Consider the following 17,124-nt stretch of genomic DNA (forward strand, 5'->3'; position numbering starts at 1 on the left):
GCCGCACGGCGCTCTCACCCGAACTGCTGCTCCAGATCCTTCAGTTTCTGTTCCAGCGAGTCGAGCCGGGGGAGTGTCTGGGTGTCGTCCTCGGCAGTGAGGTCGACGGTCCGCGGGTCACTTCCCCGGCTCGAAGCGTCCAGGCTCTTCGAGCCCGAACCGTCCGCCTGCTTCGGGCCGACGGCTTGCAGGGATGGCCGGGGTCGCAGAGGCAGCTGACCCGGCTCTGCTATGGCGGGCTCCGCGACGGCCGGCGCCGCGCCGCCCGCGGCGATGGCGGGCACGTCCTGCTGCCGGTCGCCCCGTCCACCGCGTCCCCAGACCCGGTTCTGCCGGTTCAGGGCCTTGATACGGGCCCGGTCCAGCTTCTCCTGGTCGCGTCGGCGGAGCCGGTCCTGCTCACGCTCCCTGCGGTCCTCCCGCACCTCGTCCACCGCCTCGTCCAGGGTGCGGACGCCCTCCAGGAGCATCAGCGACCAGGCGCCGAAGGTCTCCCTGGGCGCCCGCAGCCAGCGGACGATCCGGATCTGCGGCAACGGCCGGGGCACCAGGCCCTGTTCGCGCAGCGCGGCGCGGCGGGTCTGCTTCAGCGCGCGGTCGAAGAGCACCGCGGCCGAGAGGGACATCCCCGCGAAGAAGTGCGGTGCGCCCGCGTGGTCCATGCCCCGGGGGGCGTGCACCCAGTTGAACCAGGCGGCGGCCCCGGCGAACGTCCACACCAGCAGCCGGGAGCCGAGCGCCGCGTCTCCGTGGCTCGCCTCCCGTACGGCCAGCACCGAACAGAACATCGCGGCCCCGTCCAGCCCGAACGGGACCAGATACTCCCAGCCTCCGGTGAGGTTCAGGTTCTGCCGGCCGAAGCCGACGAGCCCGTGGAAGGAGAGCGCGGCGGCGACCGCCGCGCAGCAGAACAGCAGGACGTAACTGGCGGTGGCGTACAGCGCTTCCTTGCGTCTGCGGCGCTCCTCGCTGCGTTCCCAGGAGTCGTCGGCCGCGGCCTTGCCGGCGGCACGCTTGCCGCGTGCGACCACCGTCACCGCCGCCATGACCCCCACGAGCAGTACGGCGCCCGGAAGCAGCCAGTCAAGCGATATGTCGGTCAGTCTCATGCGCGGTCCCTTGCGTCACGTAGGGCGTTTCGTGCGCCATCGTGACGGAATTCCCGTCCCGCTCCGGTGGTTTCGGGACAAGAGCACGCCATGGGGGTGGGAGAGGCTATCGATGGGTGGAATCTTCTCGAACGGTCGCTCGACCGAGTCGGGTCGCGTTCGATTCCACGTCATTCGGACGGGCGGTGTGGATCAGGAAGCTGCGGCGAGTTTCCGCACCCGGTCCGTGTCACAGGTACGCGGACAGGTCACACAGGTGTCCTCGGGGCGCAGCGTGTAGAAGAGGCAGCAGCTCGCCCGGTCCCGGGTCGGCAGCGACCGGCCGTCGGGTCCGGTCAGCTCGCGGAAGCCGGCGGTGCCGACGTACGGCTTGGTCGTGCCGGGCAGCAGCAGCTCCAGCTCGGCCATGGCGCGGCGCTCCTCGCCGAGCAGGTGCGCGATGTACCAGAGGCCCTCGACGATCTCGTCGGTCGCCATCCCCCACAGGGCCCGCTTCCCGCGCCGCATGCGCGGCCCGAAGCCCTCCAGTACCGGACCGAGGTGCTCGGTCAGGGAGGTCAGGACCTCGGCCCGCAGCGCCGCCTCGTCCGCGACCACCCGGGCACCGGGCAGGGTGGCGGCCGGGTCGTCCGGCAGACAGACGAATTCCCGGACCCGCACGGTCAGATGCCCCAGCGCCCGCTGGAAGGCCACGTCCTCGACCGGGATCCGGGGCACCCGGCGCTGCAGGAACCAGGGCACCGTCACCAGCAGACAGGCGGGCCAGGCGTACCGGTGGAGACCGAAGCTCGCCACCACGTCCGGACGGGCCTGCCGGCCGTAGTCGCGCAGCACCTGGGCGTTGTCCCAGGCGAGGAAGGCGTCCACGGCGGGGCCACCGGCGGCCAGCTCCGCCGCGCCGACCCAGCCCGCTCCGGACGGGGCCACGGCGTCGCCGTCGAGCACGTCGGCCCGCAGCCCGGGGAACACCTCGGTCAGGCGGGTGTACGCGGCGGTCACGGGGGACGTCGCGGTGCCGGTGAACGGCGGGGAGAGGGTCATGCAGGGGACCACCGAATCGGGATCGTTTGCAGGTAAGGCTTACCTTACCCGATGCCGTCGATGTTTGAACCGCAGCCTCCTCCCTCTATCGTGCACAGGAGGTCCGGCGCACGCGAGTCGGCCCGTGGCAGGCGGAGGAGGTCCGGGTGGAGCAGGGCAGCGCGCGCGAGAGCGCACGTCCGGCGTACGCCCTGGGAGCGTTCCCGCGCACCCCGGCGGAAGCCCGGATGCCGGAGTGCCGGGTGCCGGAACAGGCCCGGGGCACGCAGGCCGGATGCGAGCAGGCGGGAGCCCCGCGGACCGGCGGGCGCCCGGCCGAGGGAGAACAGGCGGCCCGGGGCGAACACACCCACAGCGAGCCTCCCGCGCCGCGTGCCGTCGTCCAGCGCCACTCCGTCCGCGGCCAGATCCTGGACGCCCTGCGCGCCGCCCTCGTCGGCGGGGAGCTGGTGCCCGGCCAGGTGTACTCCGCCCCCGCGCTCGGCGCCCGCTTCGGGGTCTCCGCCACGCCGGTGCGCGAGGCCATGCAGCGGCTGGCCGTCGAGGGAGCCGTCGAGGTCGTGCCGAACCGCGGCTTCCGGGTCAGTGAACGCGGCCCCCGCGAACTGGCCGAACTGGCCGAGGTGCGGGCGCTGATCGAGGTCCCGGTGATGCTGAGCCTGGCCCGTACGGTCCCGGCGCACCGCTGGAGCGGTCTGCGCCCGCTGGCGGAGGCCACGGTCACGGCGGCGGCCGTCGGCGACCGGGCCGCCTACGCCGAGTCGGACCGGGCCTTCCACCGCGCGGTCCTCACGCTGTCGGGCAACGAGCAGCTCGTGACCGTCGCCGACGAACTGCACCGGCGCTCCCAGTGGCCGCTGGTCTCGGGCCCCGCGACCCGCCGGGCCGACCTGCTGGCCGACGCCTCCGAGCACACCGCCCTGCTCGACGCCCTCGTCTCCCAGGACCTCGCCGTCGTCCAGGCCCTGGTCCGCGAACACTTCGCCGGCGCCGACGGCTGACCGGGGCGGTGTCCGCGGCCCCGGGGGGCCGCGGGACGACCCTGCCTCAGCTCGCCTCGGCGGTGCGCGGGGCCGGGGGGCCCAGGTGAGGGGCCAGCCAGGTGGGCACGCCGCCCAGCAGCCGGAACAGCCGGCCTGCCTCGGCCCGCAGCCGCGCCGCCTCCGGCTCCTCCTCCGTCTTCGCGAGGGAGATCAGCGCCGGGGCCGTACCGACCAGGAACCCCAGCTCCTCCCGGATCCGCAGGGACTCCGCGAAGCCGTGCCGGGCCTCGGCCAGCTCCCCCTCGCGCAGGGCGAGCGCCGCCAGATGCCGCCAGGTGGACGAGAGGAGCAACTCGTCGCCCCGGTTCGCCGCACCGGCGTGCGCCCGGCGGAACGCGGCGCGCGCCGACTGTGGCGACTCCGCGATGTTCTGGGCGATCAGCCCGCGCCGAAAGTCCAGCAGCGGCCGGGCCGGGGACGCGGGCGCCAGCAGCGCCGCCGACCGGCTCAGCGCCACGCTCGCCTCGTCGGCCCGGTCCCGTACCGCCAGGAGGGTCGAGGCGTACGCCAGATGGCCCCGCTCGGAGGCGGCGGACCCGCGCTCGTCGTCGGTGCGGGCGATGGCCTCCGCCGTGCGCAGGGCGTCCTCGGCGTCGGTCCAGCCCTCTCCCGTGTAGAGACACCGCTCGGTCAGCAGCGCGGTGCGCTGGAGAGCGGCGGCCGGTTCCGTGCTCGCGTCGTGCTCCAGCAGCGCGGCCGCGTCAGTCCAGCAGGCGCGTGAGCGCAGCCGCCATACCGCGGTCTGGAGCGGAGGATCGTCATCTGCTGTCGTTCCGGAACCAGACATGGCGGTATGCGCCACATTGCCCTCCCCGAGCGCGCCATTGTGCTGTTGGGTACGGCGCATCTCAGCACGGATTGGCACGCCGGGCCAAGGGGTCCGGACAATGTCAGGTGAAAGATTTCACAATCGGCCGGGGCGCGACGGGGCCCGCCGGGCCCCGTCGCGCGGCCCGAAGGTCAGCTCATGCGCAGGGCGAGGAAGAAGTCGAGCTTGTCCTCCAGACGCGAAAGGTCACGCCCCGTCAACTGCTCGATTCGCCCGACGCGATAGCGCAACGTGTTGACGTGCAGGTGCAGCCGGGCCGCGCAGCGGGTCCAGGACCCGTCGCAGTCCAGGAAGGCCTCCAGCGTCTCGATCAGCTCCGCCCGATGGCGCCGGTCGTAGTCGCGCAGCGGGTCCAGCAGCCGGGCGGTGAAGGCACGCCGGACGTCGTCGGGGACGAACGGCAGCAGCAGCACGTGCGAGGCCAGCTCGTGGTGACCGGCCGCGCAGACCCGCCCCGGACGGGCCGCGGCCACCCGGCGGGCGTGCCGGGCCTCCTCCAGCGCGCCGCGCAGCCCTTCGGCGGAATGCACGGCCGCGCTGACACCCAGTGTCAGCCGGCCGTCGTCGGCGAGTCCCGCGGAGAGCGGCTCGCGTACGGAGGCGAGCAGTGCGTCGGCGTGCAGCCCGGGTTCCTCGTCGAGGGCGTCGGCGTCCTCGACGTCCGCCCGCGCGGCTTCGCCCGAAGCGCCCTCCCCGGAGCCCGCGGCCGCGGTGGTGGCCGTGGGCAGCGGCACCAGGGCGATGGCCTCCTCGCCCGTGTGGGCGACGGCGATCCGGTCGGCCGAGTCGGGGCCGCTGACCGCCGGGTCGACGAGGATCTCCTCCAGCAGCGCCTGGGCCACCGGACCGCTCGCGATGTCGCCGGCGGCCGCCTGGCCCCCGGCGCTCCAGTCGACCCGGGCCACCACGACCCGCCACTGCGGGGCCACGCCGAGGCCGGGCAGTAGGACCGGCGCGGCGACCCGCAGCCTGGCCGCGATCTCGGCGGGGGCGGCGCCCGCCTGGACCAGCTCCAGGACCTCCTGGGCGAGCCTGCGGCGTACCGTACGGGCCGCGTCGCGGCGGTCGCGCTCGACCGCGATCAGCTGGGTGACGCCCTGGAGCAGGTCGAGCCGGGCGGCGGGCCAGTCCGAGGCGTCGGCCTCGACCGCCAGCAGCCAGTCGGAGAGCACCGACTCCCGAACGTCGCGGGCGGCCGGCACCGCGCCCCGGCCGGTGTTCCGGATCGGGAAGAGCGAATACGTCGTGCCGGCGACCGCCGCCCGGTGCGGGCCCCGGCGGCCGGTACGGGTCGCGGCCAGGTGGTGCCCGGCCAGCACCGCGGCCAGCGGTCCGGGCAGCGGGGCGCCCGCCCCCGCGATCTGGCGGCCGGTGGGGGAGAGGACCCAGGCCCGCAGGTCCAGGTCGGAGGTGAGGAGGTCCAGGACCACCTCGGGGCCGCCGCCCGCCGGGCCCGAGGTCATCAGCCGTCGGTGCCGGTCCACCACGGCTGCCAGGTCGCCCGCCCGCTCACCGGAGACCTGGCGGACGACGTACTCGGTGATCGTCGCGAAAGCAACGGTCTCGTTCACGGCGAAGAGGGGGAGGCGGTGCTGCGCGCACGCCTCGACCAGATCGCCGGGGATGTCGCCGAGCTCCGCCTCGCCGGCCGCGAGACCGGCCACCCCGGCGCCCGCCAGGATCCGGACGAACGGTTCGGAGTCCGCCGCGTCCCGGCGCCAGGCGAGGCCCGTGAGCACCAGCTCCCCGCCGGAGAGGTAGCGGCTGGGATCGCGCAGGTCGGTCGTCATGACGCCCCGGACCGAGCGGTCCAGCTCGTCCTCGCCGCCGAGCAGCCGCAGGCCCAGCGCGTCGTTCTCCAGCAGTGCGCGCAGCCGCATCTCGTCGCCGCCGATCTTTCCGTAGGGGGAGCAGGTGAAGTTCTCGAAGGAGCAGGTGGGGGTGGAAGTGGGTGAAGGAGGCCGTGGGGTGGGGGAGCCGTGAGGGATACGGGTATCTGTTGATTGCGGCGAGGTTACTGATTCCCGCCATTCGTTCGAATCTACAAGACGAGGGCGGACACCAGCCAACTCCTTCAGTGTTTCGGTGACTGCACCGGTAGGAGCAGGGCTTGTGTACTGGGCCACACACCACGTGAACACCATATGAACGAGCCAGTCGAGGGCCGGCCGTCCCCAGCTCCCCGGCGAACGACCCGATTGAGAAGAAGAGAGCCACTCATGGACTTCCTTCGCCCCGCCAGCTGGGAGGAGGCGCTCGCCGCCAAGGCCGAGCACCCCACCGCTGTGCCCATCGCGGGCGGCACCGATGTGATGGTCGAGATCAACTTCGACCACCGGCGGCCCGAGTACCTCCTGGACCTGAACCGCATCGGTGAGCTGTCCGAGTGGGAGGTGGGCCAGGAGAGCGTGCGGCTCGGCGCCTCCGTGCCGTACAGCAGCATCATGGAGCACCTGCGCGCCGAGCTGCCCGGTCTGGCGCTCGCCTCGCACACCGTCGCCTCCCCGCAGATCCGCAACCGCGGCGGTGTCGGAGGCAACCTCGGCACCGCGTCGCCGGCGGGCGACGCCCACCCGGCCCTGCTCGCGGCCGACTGCGAGGTCGAGGCCGCATCCGTACGCGGAACGCGGCTGATCCCCATCGACGCCTTCTACACCGGGGTCAAGCGCAACGCCCTGGCGCCGGACGAGCTGATCCGCGCCGTGCACATCAGGAAGGCCGACGGACCCCAGCAGTACTCCAAGGTCGGCACCCGCAACGCCATGGTCATCGCCGTCTGCGCGTTCGGCATCGCCCTGCACCCCGAGACCCGCACCGTGCGCACCGGCATCGGCTCGGCCGCCCCCACCCCGGTCCGGGCCGAGGCGGCCGAGGAGTTCCTGAACGCCGCGCTCGAAGAGGGCGGGTTCTGGGAGAACGGCAAGATCATCACCCCCGCGGTCGCCCAGCAGTTCGCCACCCTCGCGTCCGGCGCCTGCAACCCGATCGACGACGTGCGCGGCACGGCGAAGTACCGCAGGCACGCGGTCGGCATCATGGCCCGCCGCACGCTCGGCTGGACCTGGGAGCAGTACCGCGGCGCGGGCCGCACGCTGGAAGGAGCTGCGTAACCATGCGAGTCAATTTCACGGTCAACGGCCGTCAGCAGGAAGCCGACGACGTGTGGGAGGGCGAGTCCCTCCTGTACGTCCTGCGCGAGCGCATGGGCCTGCCCGGCTCCAAGAACGCCTGCGAGCAGGGCGAGTGCGGATCCTGCACCGTCCGCCTCGACGGCGTCCCGGTCTGCGCGTGCCTCGTCGCCGCCGGCCAGGTCCAGGACCGCGAGGTCGTCACCGTCGAGGGCCTGGCCGACTACGCCAAGCACCGCGAGGACGCCCACCCCGGCGGCGGCTGCGCCTCCGGCGCCTGCGGCACCAGCCTGGACGCCGCCAAGCGCTGGCAGTCCAGGCCCACCGACGGCCAGACCGGCGAGGCCGTCGAACTCTCCCCGATCCAGCAGGCGTTCATCGACGCCGGAGCCGTCCAGTGCGGCTTCTGCACCCCCGGCCTGCTGGTCGCCGCCGACGAGCTGCTGGAGAACACCCCCTCGCCGTCCGACCAGGACATCCGTGAGGCGCTCTCCGGCAACCTCTGCCGCTGTACCGGCTACGAGAAGATCCTCGACGCGGTCCGCCTCGCGGCCGCCCGTCAGGAAGAGGCGGTCCAGTCATGACGACGACACCCGAGGCCCGGACCGCACCGGCCGGCACCCCCACCAAGATCACCCAGGGCTCGCCCACCAAGGGCGGCATCGGCGAGTCCACGCTCCGCCCCGACGGCACCCTCAAGGTCACCGGGGAGTTCGCCTACTCCTCCGACATGTGGCACGAGGACATGCTCTGGGGCCAGACGCTGCGCTCCACCGTCGCGCACGCCGAGATCGTCTCCATCGACACCTCCGAGGCGCTGGCGACGTCCGGCGTCTACGCCGTGATGACCTACGACGACCTGCCCGCCGAGATGAAGAACTACGGCCTGGAGATCCAGGACACCCCGGTTCTCGCCCACGGCAAGGTCCGTCACCACGGCGAGCCGGTCGCCATCGTGGCCGCCGACCACCCGGAGACCGCGCGCCGCGCCGCCGCCAAGATCAGGATCGAGTACCGCGAGCTGCCGCTCGTCACCGACGAGGCCTCGGCGACCGCTCCCGACGCCGTGCTCGTGCACGAGGGCCGCGACGACCACCACATCGGCCACGTCCCGCACCCCAACATCGTGCACCGCCAGCCGATCATCCGCGGCGACGCCGACGAGGCCGCGAAGCGCGCCGACGTCATCGTCACCGGCGACTACACCTTCGGCATGCAGGACCAGGCCTTCCTCGGCCCCGAGTCCGGCCTCGCGGTGCCCTCCGAGGACGGCGGCGTCGAGCTGTACGTCGCCACCCAGTGGCTGCACTCGGACCTCGGCCAGATCGCCCCCGTCCTCGGCCTGCCCGAGGAGAAGGTCCGTATGACGCTCTCCGGCGTCGGCGGGGCCTTCGGCGGCCGCGAGGACATCTCGATGCAGATCCACGCCTGCCTGCTGGCGCTCCGCACCGGCAAGCCGGTCAAGATCGTCTACAACCGGTTCGAGTCCTTCTTCGGACACGTCCACCGGCACCCCGCGAAGCTCCACTACGAGCACGGCGCCACCAAGGACGGCAAGCTCACGCACATGAGGTGCCGCATCGTCCTGGACGGCGGGGCCTACGCCTCCGCCTCCCCGGCGGTCGTCGGCAACGCCTCCTCGCTCTCGGTCGGCCCGTACGTCATCGAGGACGTCGACATCGAGGCGATCGCGCTCTACACCAACAACCCGCCCTGCGGCGCGATGCGCGGCTTCGGCGCGGTCCAGGCGTGCTTCGCCTACGAGGCGCAGATGGACAAGCTGGCGGCCAAGCTGGACATGGACCCGGTGGAGTTCCGGCAGCTCAACGCCATGGAGCAGGGCACCCTGCTGCCCACCGGACAGCCCTGCGACTCGCCGGCCCCGGTCGCCGAACTGCTGCGCCGGGTCAAGTCCCGGCCGCTGCCGCCTGAGCAGCAGTGGCTGTCGGCGGGCAGCGAGGGCACCTCCGTGGACGTCCGCGCGCTGCCCGGCGGGCTCTCCAACACCACCCACGGCGAAGGCGTCGTGCGGGGTGTCGGCTACGCGGTCGGCCTGAAGAACGTCGGCTTCTCCGAGGGCTTCGACGACTACTCCACCGCCCGCGTGCGGATGGAGGTCATCAACGGCGAGCCGGTCGCCACCGTGCACACCGCGATGGCCGAGGTCGGCCAGGGCGGCGTCACCGTGCACGCCCAGATCGCCCGTACCGAACTCGGTGTCAACCAGGTCACCATCCACCCCGCCGACACCCGCGTCGGCTCCGCCGGATCCACGTCCGCCTCCCGCCAGACGTACGTCACCGGCGGCGCGGTCAAGAACTCCTGCGAGGCCGTCCGGGAACAGGTCCTGGAGATCGGCCGCCGCAAATTCGGCACCTACCACCCGGCCTGGGCCACCGCCGAACTCCTCCTGGAGGGCGGCAAGGTCGTCACCGACGGCGGCGAGGTGCTGGCCGATCTCGCCGACGTCCTGGAGGACGAGGCGATCGACATCGAGCTGGAGTGGCGCCACCGGCCCACCGAGGCGTTCGACCTGCGCACCGGACAGGGCAACGGCCACGTCCAGTACTCCTTCGCCGCGCACCGCGCGGTCGTCGAGGTCGACACCGAACTGGGTCTGGTCAAGGTCATCGAACTGGCCTGCGCCCAGGACGTCGGCAAGGCGCTCAACCCGCTCTCCGTCCTCGGCCAGATCCAGGGCGGCACCCTCCAGGGCATGGGGGTCGCCGTGATGGAGGAGATCATCGTCGACCCGAAGACCGCGAAGGTGCGCAACCCGTCCTTCACGGACTACCTCCTGCCCACCATCCTCGACACGCCGACCATCCCCGTCGACGTGCTCGAACTCGCCGACGATAACGCCCCGTACGGGCTGCGCGGCGTCGGCGAGGCCCCCACCCTGTCGTCCACCCCGGCCGTCCTCGCGGCGATCCGGAACGCGACGGGTCTTGAGCTCAACAGGACGCCGGTGCGGCCCGAACACCTCACCAGCACCTGAGAGACCTGCCGGGCGACCTCCCACCGGTCGTCGCCCGGCAGACTCCGAGCAGTTCCGGACTCCGAGCAGTCCCCCCGAACTCTCCGGGCGGTGCGCAGCGCCGAGAACGTCACACTTTTCCGCACCCCGCACCGCCCGGAGGCACCAAGTACCGCACCGCTCGCGGTTCTTCGCCGTGCCGCGCGCACGGCATCGCCTCACGGGCCATCCGTGCCGCCGGCACATCCGTTCTGCTTCAACAGTCCGTCCCGGCCGTCCCCGGGTCGTGCGGCCGACGCAGTCATCCCAAATCCCGCATTCAGGAATCTCCAAGCGGGTGCCCCTGTGAACCTTGGGAGTCAGGCATCATGACCCAGCAGTCAGTGGAACCGAAGACCAGTCCGGAAGGTGCGGGCCCAGGCTCGCGCGTCCCCGCCGGAAGATCATGGCTCGACCGGTACTTCCACATATCCGAACGAGGATCCACCGTCGCGCGCGAGCTGCGCGGCGGCGTCACGACCTTCATGGCCATGGCGTACATCCTCCTGCTCAACCCGCTGATCCTGGGCGGGGAGGACGTCAACGGCAATCTCCTCAGCCAGCCCGGCCTGATCACCGCGACCGCGTTCGCGGCGGCCGCGACGACCCTGCTCATGGGCTTCGTCGGGAAAGTGCCCCTGGCGCTCGCCGCCGGGCTCAGCGTCTCCGGTGTGCTCGCCTCGCAGGTGGCGCCCAACATGACCTGGCCGCAGGCCATGGGCATGTGTGTGATCTACGGTGTGGTGATCTGTCTCCTGGTGGTCACCGGCCTCCGCGAGCTGATCATGAACGCGATCCCGCTCGCGCTCAAGCACGGCATCACCATGGGCATCGGGCTCTTCATCGCCCTCATCGGCCTCTACAAGGCCGGGTTCGTCCACAAGGGCGCGGCGACCCCGGTCTCCCTCGGTCCGGCCGGTGAACTCGCCGGCTGGCCCGTCCTGATCTTCTGCGTGACCCTCCTGCTCATCTTCATGCTCCAGGCGCGCAACATCCCCGGCGCGATCCTGATCGGCATCGCCGTCGGCACCCTGGTCGCGATCGTCATCAACGCGATCGTCGACATCGACCCCAAGAAGTGGAGCAGCGGCCCGCCGGAGCTGGAGGGCAGCGCGGTCTCCGCCCCCGACTTCTCGCTCTTCGGGAACGTCGAGTTCGGCGGCTGGGGAGACGTCGGTGTGATGACGGTCGGCATGATCGTCTTCACCCTGGTGCTGGCCGGCTTCTTCGACGCGATGGCCACCATCATCGGCGTCGGCACCGAGGCCAAGCTCGCCGACGACAAGGGCCGCATGCCGGGCCTGTCCAAGGCGCTGTTCATCGACGGCGCCGGCGGCGTCATCGGAGGGGTCGCCTCGGGCTCCGGCCAGACGGTCTTCGTGGAGTCGGCCACCGGCGTCGGCGAAGGGGCCCGGACCGGGCTCGCCTCCGCCGTCACGGGACTCTTCTTCGCCGCCTGTCTCTTCTTCACCCCGCTCACCGCGATCGTGCCGACCGAGGTGGCCTCCGCCGCCCTCGTCGTCATCGGCGCGATGATGATGCAGAACGCCCGGCACGTGGACTGGAGCGACCGGTCGGTCGCCATCCCGGTCTTCCTGACCGTGGTCCTGATGCCCTTCACGTACACCATCACCACCGGTGTCGCCGCGGGCGTCATCGCGTACAGCGCCATCAAGCTCGCCCAGGGCCGGGCCCGCGAGGTCGGGGCCTTCATGTGGGGGCTGACGGTGATCTTCATCGTCTTCTTCGCCCTCAACCCGATCGAGAGCTGGCTGGGCGTCCACTGACGCCCGGGCCCCCTTCCCGCCTAAGGAGATACGCCATGCTGGACATCGCCGAAGAGCTGCACCGGTGGGTCTCGCAGGGACGCGAGTTCGCCGTCGCCACGGTCGTGGCGGTCGGCGGCAGCGCGCCCCGGCAGCCCGGCGCCGCCCTCGCCGTCGACCGCGACGGCACGGCCATCGGTTCGGTGTCCGGCGGATGCGTGGAGGGGGCCGTCTACGAACTGTGCCAACAGGCCCTGGACGACGGGAAATCCGTCCGCGAGCGCTTCGGCTACAGCGACGAGGACGCCTTCGCGGTCGGTCTGACCTGCGGCGGCGTCATCGACATCCTGGTGACACCGGTACGCAACGACGACCCCGCCCGCCCGGTGTTCGCCGCCGCGCTCGCGGCCGCCGCGGAGGGGACGGCGGCCGCGCTGGCGCGGGTCACGGACGGACCCGCGGAACTGCTCGGGCTCCCGCTCCTGGTCCGCGCCGACGGCAGCCACGAGGGCGGGCTGGGCGGCCATCCGGCGCTCGACCGGACCGCCGCATCCGAGGCCCGCGCCCTGCTGGACGCGGGCCGCACCGGGCCGCTCGCCATCGGCGCGGAGGGATCGCGCTGCGGCCGGCCGATCGAGCTGCTGGTCGAGTCCAGCGTTCCGCCGCCCCGCATGATCGTGTTCGGCGCCATCGACTTCGCCGCCGCGCTGGTCCGTGCCGGGAAGTTCCTCGGCTACCGGGTCACCGTCTGCGACGCCCGCCCGGTCTTCGCCACCGCGGCCCGTTTCCCCGAGGCCGACGAGATCGTCGTCGACTGGCCCCACCGCTACCTCGCCGGGACCGCGACCGACGCGCGCACCGTGCTCTGCGTCCTCACCCACGACGTCAAGTTCGACATCCCGCTGCTGGAGGCCGCCCTGCGCCTCCCGGTCGCCTACGTCGGCGCGATGGGCTCCCGCCGCACCCACCTGGACCGTAACGACCGGCTGCGCGAGGTCGGGCTCACGGACCGTGAACTGGCCCGGCTGCACTCGCCGATCGGCCTCGACCTCGGTGCCCGTACGCCGGAGGAGACGGCTCTGTCCATCGCCGCCGAGATCGTCGCGGTCCGGCGCGGCGGCAGCGGCGTACCGCTCACCGGGGCGCATACCCCGATCCATCACGACAGCAGCGGACAGCCGCTCGCCTCGGTGGCCTGAAACGTCCGTCAACCTCCCGTCAACACCCCGTCCGTCCCGGGCGGGTTGCCGCCACGGCGGTTTCCCGCCCGTCGGATACGCAGCGGTCGCCCCGGATCTACCGGTAGATCAGCTGCATGACTTCTTCCCCCTCCTCCGTTCCCGGCCGGGCGAGATCCGCTCGCCCGGGACGCAGAGCCCTGCTCCTGGCGACCTCGGCGGCCCTGCTGGGCGGCATGCTGGTCCCCTTCGCGGGCAGCGCGGGCGCCGCCCCCGTACCCCGCGCCGAAACCCCGCGCTCCGACGTACGCACCGAGAGCCACACCGTCACCCTGATCACCGGTGACGTCGTGCGCTACGTGGACGGCCCCGGCGACCAGGACACCGTCACCGTGGACCGGCCCGACGGCGGGGACGGCGGCGTCCGCATCCAGCAGGCGGGCGAGGACGTGTACGTCCTGCCCGACGAGGCCACCACGCTGATCGCGTCCGGCGCCCTGGACCGGCGGCTGTTCAACGTCTCGGCCCTCGTGCGGATGGGCTACGACGACGAGGGCACCGGCTCCGTTCCGCTCATCGCCACCTATCCGCCCGCCCGCGCCAAGGCCCTGCCCACCGCCCCGCGCGGCGCGAAGAAGGTCCGCACCCTCGCCTCCGTCAACGGGGCCGCGCTCACGGCCGACAAGGACGACGCGCGGACGTTCTGGAGCGCCATCACCCGTAACGACAAGGCCCGTTCGCTCGACGGCGGGATCGCGAAGCTCTGGCTGGACGGCCGGTCCGAAACGCTGCTGACCGAGTCGGTGCCGCAGGTGGGCGCCCCGCGGGCGTGGGCCGACGGCTTTGACGGCAAAGGCACCAAGGTCGCCGTCCTGGACACCGGCATCGACGCCGACCACCCGGACGTCAAGGACCGCGTGGTCGGCGCCCGCAGCTTCGTCCCGGGCGAGGAGGTCGACGACAAGAACGGTCACGGCACGCACGTCGCCTCCACCATCGCCGGAACCGGCGCCGCCTCCGGCGGCGCCAACAAGGGCGTCGCCCCGGCCGCCGACCTGCTCGTCGGCAAGGTCCTCAGCGACGAGGGCTCCGGCGCGGACTCCGGGATCATCGAGGCCTTGGAGTGGGCCAAGGCCGAAGGGGCCGACGTCGTCTCCATGAGCCTCGGCTCCCCGGTGCCCGACGACGGCGCCGACCCGATGTCCCAGGCCGTGAACTCCCTCTCGGCCAACGGCGGCCCGCTCTTCGTGATCGCCGCCGGCAACGCGTACGGGGCGGGCACCATCGGCTCGCCCGGCTCCGCGGCGCAGGCGCTCACCATCGCCGCCGTCGACAAGCAGGACGGCCGGGCCCCCTTCTCCTCGATGGGACCGCTGGTCCGCTCCCACGGCCTGAAGCCCGACCTGTCGGCCCCCGGCGTCGACATCAACGCGGCGGCCTCGCAGTCGATCCCCGGCATCGAGGGCATGTACCAGTCACTGTCCGGTACGTCGATGGCCACGCCCCATGTCGCGGGCGCCGCGGCGATCCTGAAGCAGCGCCACCCCGACTGGTCCGGTCAGCGCGTCAAGGACGCGCTCATGACCTCGTCCAAGAAGCTCGACGCCTACACCCCGTACGAGCAGGGCACCGGCCGGCTCGACGTGAAGGCGGCGATCGACACGACGATCGAGGCCACCGGCTCGGTCGAGGTCGCCTCCTACGACTGGCCGCACAGCCCGTCCGACCAGGTCGCCGAGCGCACCGTCACCTACCGCAACGCGGGTGACACGGACATCACGCTCAACCTCGCCACCGACACGGACGAGGCCGCGTACACGCTGTCCACCGACACGCTGACCGTCCCGGCGGGCGGCACCGCCGAGGCCGTCCTGTCACTGGACCCGGCGAAGGTCGCCAACGACACCACCTTCTCCGGCCAGGTCGTCGCGACCGACGCGGCGGGCGCGACGGTCGCGCACACCGGCTTCGCGCTCACCAAGGAGAAGGAGCTGCACGACCTGACGGTGAAGCTCCGGGACCGGTCGGGCAAGCCGATGGACGGCGTCGTCGTCCTCGCCGAGCTGGGTGATCCGCAGCTCGGCCTCGTCCAGGTCAGCGGCGGCGCGACCACCCTGCGCCTGCCGCCCGGCAACTACACCTCCTGGGCCTCGGTGGACGTCGACGGCGACCGCCCCGACTCCAAGGCGGTCGCGTTCCTCGCGGCCCCCGAGACGATCCTCACCGGCTCCACCACCGTCACCCTCGACGCCTCCAAGGCCCGCAAGGTCGACGTGCGGACCCCGAAGGAGACCGAGACCCGCCAGCTCCGCTATGACATGGCGCGCACCGCCCCGGACGGCACCGTCCAGCGCGACGCCTTCCAGATCCCGCTGACGTACGACCAGGTGTGGGCGAGCCCCACCGAGAAGGTCACACAGGGCAGCTTCAGCTTCCTGACCCGCTGGCGACAGGGCGAGGAGCTGATCGACGTCGAGGCCGACGGCCGGGACGTGCCGGTCTTCGTCCAGGGCGGCGCGGCGGTCGCCGAGGACAGCAGGCGGAAACTGAAGGCGGTGTACGCGGGGCAGGGCGCGCCGGCGGACTACCGGGGTGTGAACGCGCGCGGCAAGGCCGTCGTCATCACCCGCAGCGCCGGCGTCGCTCCCGCCGAACGCCTCGCGGCGGCGCTGGCGGCCGGGGCCGAGGCCCTGTTCGTCGTCAACGACGAGCGCGGCGTGGCGATGGAGAGCTACACCCCGTACGGCGAGGAGACCTCCATCCCGGTCGCCTCGGTCCAGGCCTCCGCGGGCGAGAGCCTGATCAGGGCGGCGCAGCGCGGCAAGAAGGTCAAGGTCGACCAGAAGAAGTTCGCGGACTACCTGTACGACCTGGTGGACCGCCACGACGGCACGATCCCGGACCGCTCGCTGACGTTCGCCCCCTCGCCCCGTCAGCTCGCCCAGGTGGAGAACACCTTCTACGGCCACGAGAAGACGCTCGGCGGCGGCTACCGCTACGACATCCCGGAGTACGGGCCCGGCCTCGGCTTCGAGGAGTACGAGCAGTTCCCGGACATCCGCACCGAATGGGTCAACCCGCTGCCGGGCGACTCCTTCTGGTACGAGAACCACGCGGTCCTGGACGCGGAGCAGTCGGGCCGGGCGCACGAGATGCGCAGCGCCGAGCTGGACTACCGGGCGGGCGGGGACTACCGCGCCGAGTGGTTCGCCCCGGTGGTCCGCCCCCGCCTCGGCACCGGCTACTGGGGTCCGTTCCGCACGGCGTCCAACGACGTCCAGTTCAATATCACCCCGTGGACGGACGCGGGCGCGGGCCACTCCGGCTCGATGCCTGAGAACGAGTACGACACCACCTCCTACGCCTTCTACCAGGGTGACAAGGAACTGAAGAAGGGGGCGGGCAGGGCCGGATACGTCTGGGACCTTCCCGCCGAGAAGCTCCCGTACCGGCTGGTCATCGACTCGGAGCGGGACGCGGAGACCTGGAAGACGTCGACCCGCACCCACTCCGAGTGGGGTTTCGTCTCGGGCGCTCTGGACGAGGGCGGCCCGTCCCAGGCCGACATCCCGATGCTCCAGCTGGACTACGCCGTCGACACCGACCTGGCGGGCGACGTCCGGGCCGGCCGCACCATGGAGGTCGGCCTCTCCTCCACCACCCAGGAGTGGCTGCCCGGTGCGGTGAAGGCGAACAAGGCCTCGCTGTCGGTCAGTTACGACGACGGCGAGCACTGGACGAAGGTGGGCCTCCGCAAGAAGAAGACCGGCGAGTGGGCCGCCACGTTCCGCACGCCGTCGAAGGGCGCGACCTCGGTCTCGCTCAAGGCACACGCGGCGGGGCCCGGCGGGCTCGTCGTCGACCAGGAGATCATCCGGGCCTTCGGCCTGAAGTGACCTGCTGACGTGGTCCCGCACTCCCTCGGGAGTGCGGGACCACGTGCGTCAGTGAGCCGATTTGTATACCCCGTAGGGGTAGTTGACCCGGAAGTGGGCCGGGCTCTAGTCTCTTCCT

Annotated in this window: 11 protein-coding genes; 7 read left to right on the plus strand and 4 right to left on the minus strand. The window is 72.2% G+C overall.

Features of this window, described 5'->3' with window-relative positions:
- Window positions 1–14: 14 nt before the first annotated feature.
- Both AB0F29_RS22930 and AB0F29_RS22935 read right to left on the minus strand, forming a co-directional pair.
- Window positions 15–1,109: a DUF2637 domain-containing protein gene (locus AB0F29_RS22930; protein WP_361874763.1), complete on the minus strand. Its 1,095-nt coding sequence runs from the start codon at window positions 1,107–1,109 to the stop codon at window positions 15–17.
- A 192-nt stretch (window positions 1,110–1,301) separates the two neighbouring features.
- Window positions 1,302–2,150 (minus strand): (2Fe-2S)-binding protein, encoded by an 849-nt coding sequence (locus AB0F29_RS22935; RefSeq protein ID WP_361874766.1) that lies wholly within the window; start codon window positions 2,148–2,150, stop codon window positions 1,302–1,304.
- 146 nt (window positions 2,151–2,296) lie between these two features.
- On the opposite strand from AB0F29_RS22935, the gene AB0F29_RS22940 reads away from it, so the two are divergent.
- Window positions 2,297–3,151, plus strand: a complete 855-nt coding sequence (locus AB0F29_RS22940) for a GntR family transcriptional regulator (RefSeq protein ID WP_361874769.1) — start codon at window positions 2,297–2,299, stop codon at window positions 3,149–3,151.
- A gap of 46 nt (window positions 3,152–3,197) precedes the next feature.
- Here AB0F29_RS22940 and AB0F29_RS22945 read toward each other — a convergent pair whose 3' ends face one another.
- Together AB0F29_RS22945 and AB0F29_RS22950 are read right to left on the minus strand one after the other, a co-directional pair.
- Complete coding sequence (locus AB0F29_RS22945) at window positions 3,198–3,980, minus strand: hypothetical protein (protein ID WP_361874772.1); 783 nt, start codon at window positions 3,978–3,980, stop codon at window positions 3,198–3,200.
- Between the two features lie 173 nt (window positions 3,981–4,153).
- Entirely contained in the window at window positions 4,154–5,902 is a 1,749-nt protein-coding gene (locus AB0F29_RS22950; protein ID WP_361874775.1) for a PucR family transcriptional regulator ligand-binding domain-containing protein, read from the minus strand.
- A gap of 339 nt (window positions 5,903–6,241) precedes the next feature.
- Here AB0F29_RS22950 and AB0F29_RS22955 point away from each other — a divergent pair, with 339 nt between their 5' ends.
- From AB0F29_RS22955 to AB0F29_RS22980, 6 genes are all read left to right on the plus strand, one after another.
- Window positions 6,242–7,132 carry a xanthine dehydrogenase family protein subunit M gene (locus AB0F29_RS22955; protein ID WP_361874778.1) on the plus strand — a complete coding sequence of 297 codons (891 nt, stop codon included), beginning with the start codon at window positions 6,242–6,244 and terminating at the stop codon, window positions 7,130–7,132.
- A 2-nt stretch (window positions 7,133–7,134) separates the two neighbouring features.
- A complete protein-coding gene (locus AB0F29_RS22960; protein WP_018956779.1) occupies window positions 7,135–7,734 on the plus strand; it encodes a (2Fe-2S)-binding protein in 600 nt (199 codons plus the stop codon).
- On the plus strand, window positions 7,731–10,148 hold the full coding sequence (gene pucD / locus AB0F29_RS22965; protein ID WP_361874781.1) for a xanthine dehydrogenase subunit D: 2,418 nt from the start codon (window positions 7,731–7,733) through the stop codon (window positions 10,146–10,148). The genes AB0F29_RS22960 and pucD overlap by 4 nt, the downstream gene beginning before the upstream one ends.
- Before the next feature lie 347 nt (window positions 10,149–10,495).
- Entirely contained in the window at window positions 10,496–11,953 is a 1,458-nt protein-coding gene (locus AB0F29_RS22970; protein ID WP_026290330.1) for an NCS2 family permease, read from the plus strand.
- Between the two features lie 35 nt (window positions 11,954–11,988).
- Window positions 11,989–13,131 (plus strand): XdhC/CoxI family protein, encoded by a 1,143-nt coding sequence (locus AB0F29_RS22975; RefSeq protein WP_361874784.1) that lies wholly within the window; start codon window positions 11,989–11,991, stop codon window positions 13,129–13,131.
- 215 nt (window positions 13,132–13,346) lie between these two features.
- Window positions 13,347–17,006 (plus strand): S8 family serine peptidase, encoded by a 3,660-nt coding sequence (locus AB0F29_RS22980; RefSeq protein ID WP_361875074.1) that lies wholly within the window; start codon window positions 13,347–13,349, stop codon window positions 17,004–17,006.
- Window positions 17,007–17,124: the final 118 nt, after the last annotated feature.

It is taken from the genome of Streptomyces sp. NPDC026589, from assembly GCF_040638385.1.
In the GTDB taxonomy this organism is placed as follows: domain Bacteria; phylum Actinomycetota; class Actinomycetes; order Streptomycetales; family Streptomycetaceae; genus Streptomyces.

Excerpts from the sequence above, each read along its gene's own strand:
- AB0F29_RS22955 (WP_361874778.1), top strand. The coding sequence starts at position 6,242 with ATGGACTTCCTTCGCCCCGCCAGCTGGGAGGAGGCGCTCGCCGCCAAG.
- AB0F29_RS22975 (WP_361874784.1), top strand. The coding sequence starts at position 11,989 with ATGCTGGACATCGCCGAAGAGCTGCACCGGTGGGTCTCGCAGGGACGC.
- AB0F29_RS22970 (WP_026290330.1), top strand. The coding sequence starts at position 10,496 with ATGACCCAGCAGTCAGTGGAACCGAAGACCAGTCCGGAAGGTGCGGGC.
- AB0F29_RS22930 (WP_361874763.1), bottom strand. The coding sequence starts at position 1,109 with ATGAGACTGACCGACATATCGCTTGACTGGCTGCTTCCGGGCGCCGTA.
- pucD (WP_361874781.1), top strand. The coding sequence starts at position 7,731 with ATGACGACGACACCCGAGGCCCGGACCGCACCGGCCGGCACCCCCACC.
- AB0F29_RS22950 (WP_361874775.1), bottom strand. The coding sequence starts at position 5,902 with ATGCGGCTGCGCGCACTGCTGGAGAACGACGCGCTGGGCCTGCGGCTG.
- AB0F29_RS22945 (WP_361874772.1), bottom strand. The coding sequence starts at position 3,980 with ATGTCTGGTTCCGGAACGACAGCAGATGACGATCCTCCGCTCCAGACC.
- AB0F29_RS22935 (WP_361874766.1), bottom strand. The coding sequence starts at position 2,150 with ATGACCCTCTCCCCGCCGTTCACCGGCACCGCGACGTCCCCCGTGACC.
- AB0F29_RS22960 (WP_018956779.1), top strand. The coding sequence starts at position 7,135 with ATGCGAGTCAATTTCACGGTCAACGGCCGTCAGCAGGAAGCCGACGAC.
- AB0F29_RS22980 (WP_361875074.1), top strand. The coding sequence starts at position 13,347 with ATGCTGGTCCCCTTCGCGGGCAGCGCGGGCGCCGCCCCCGTACCCCGC.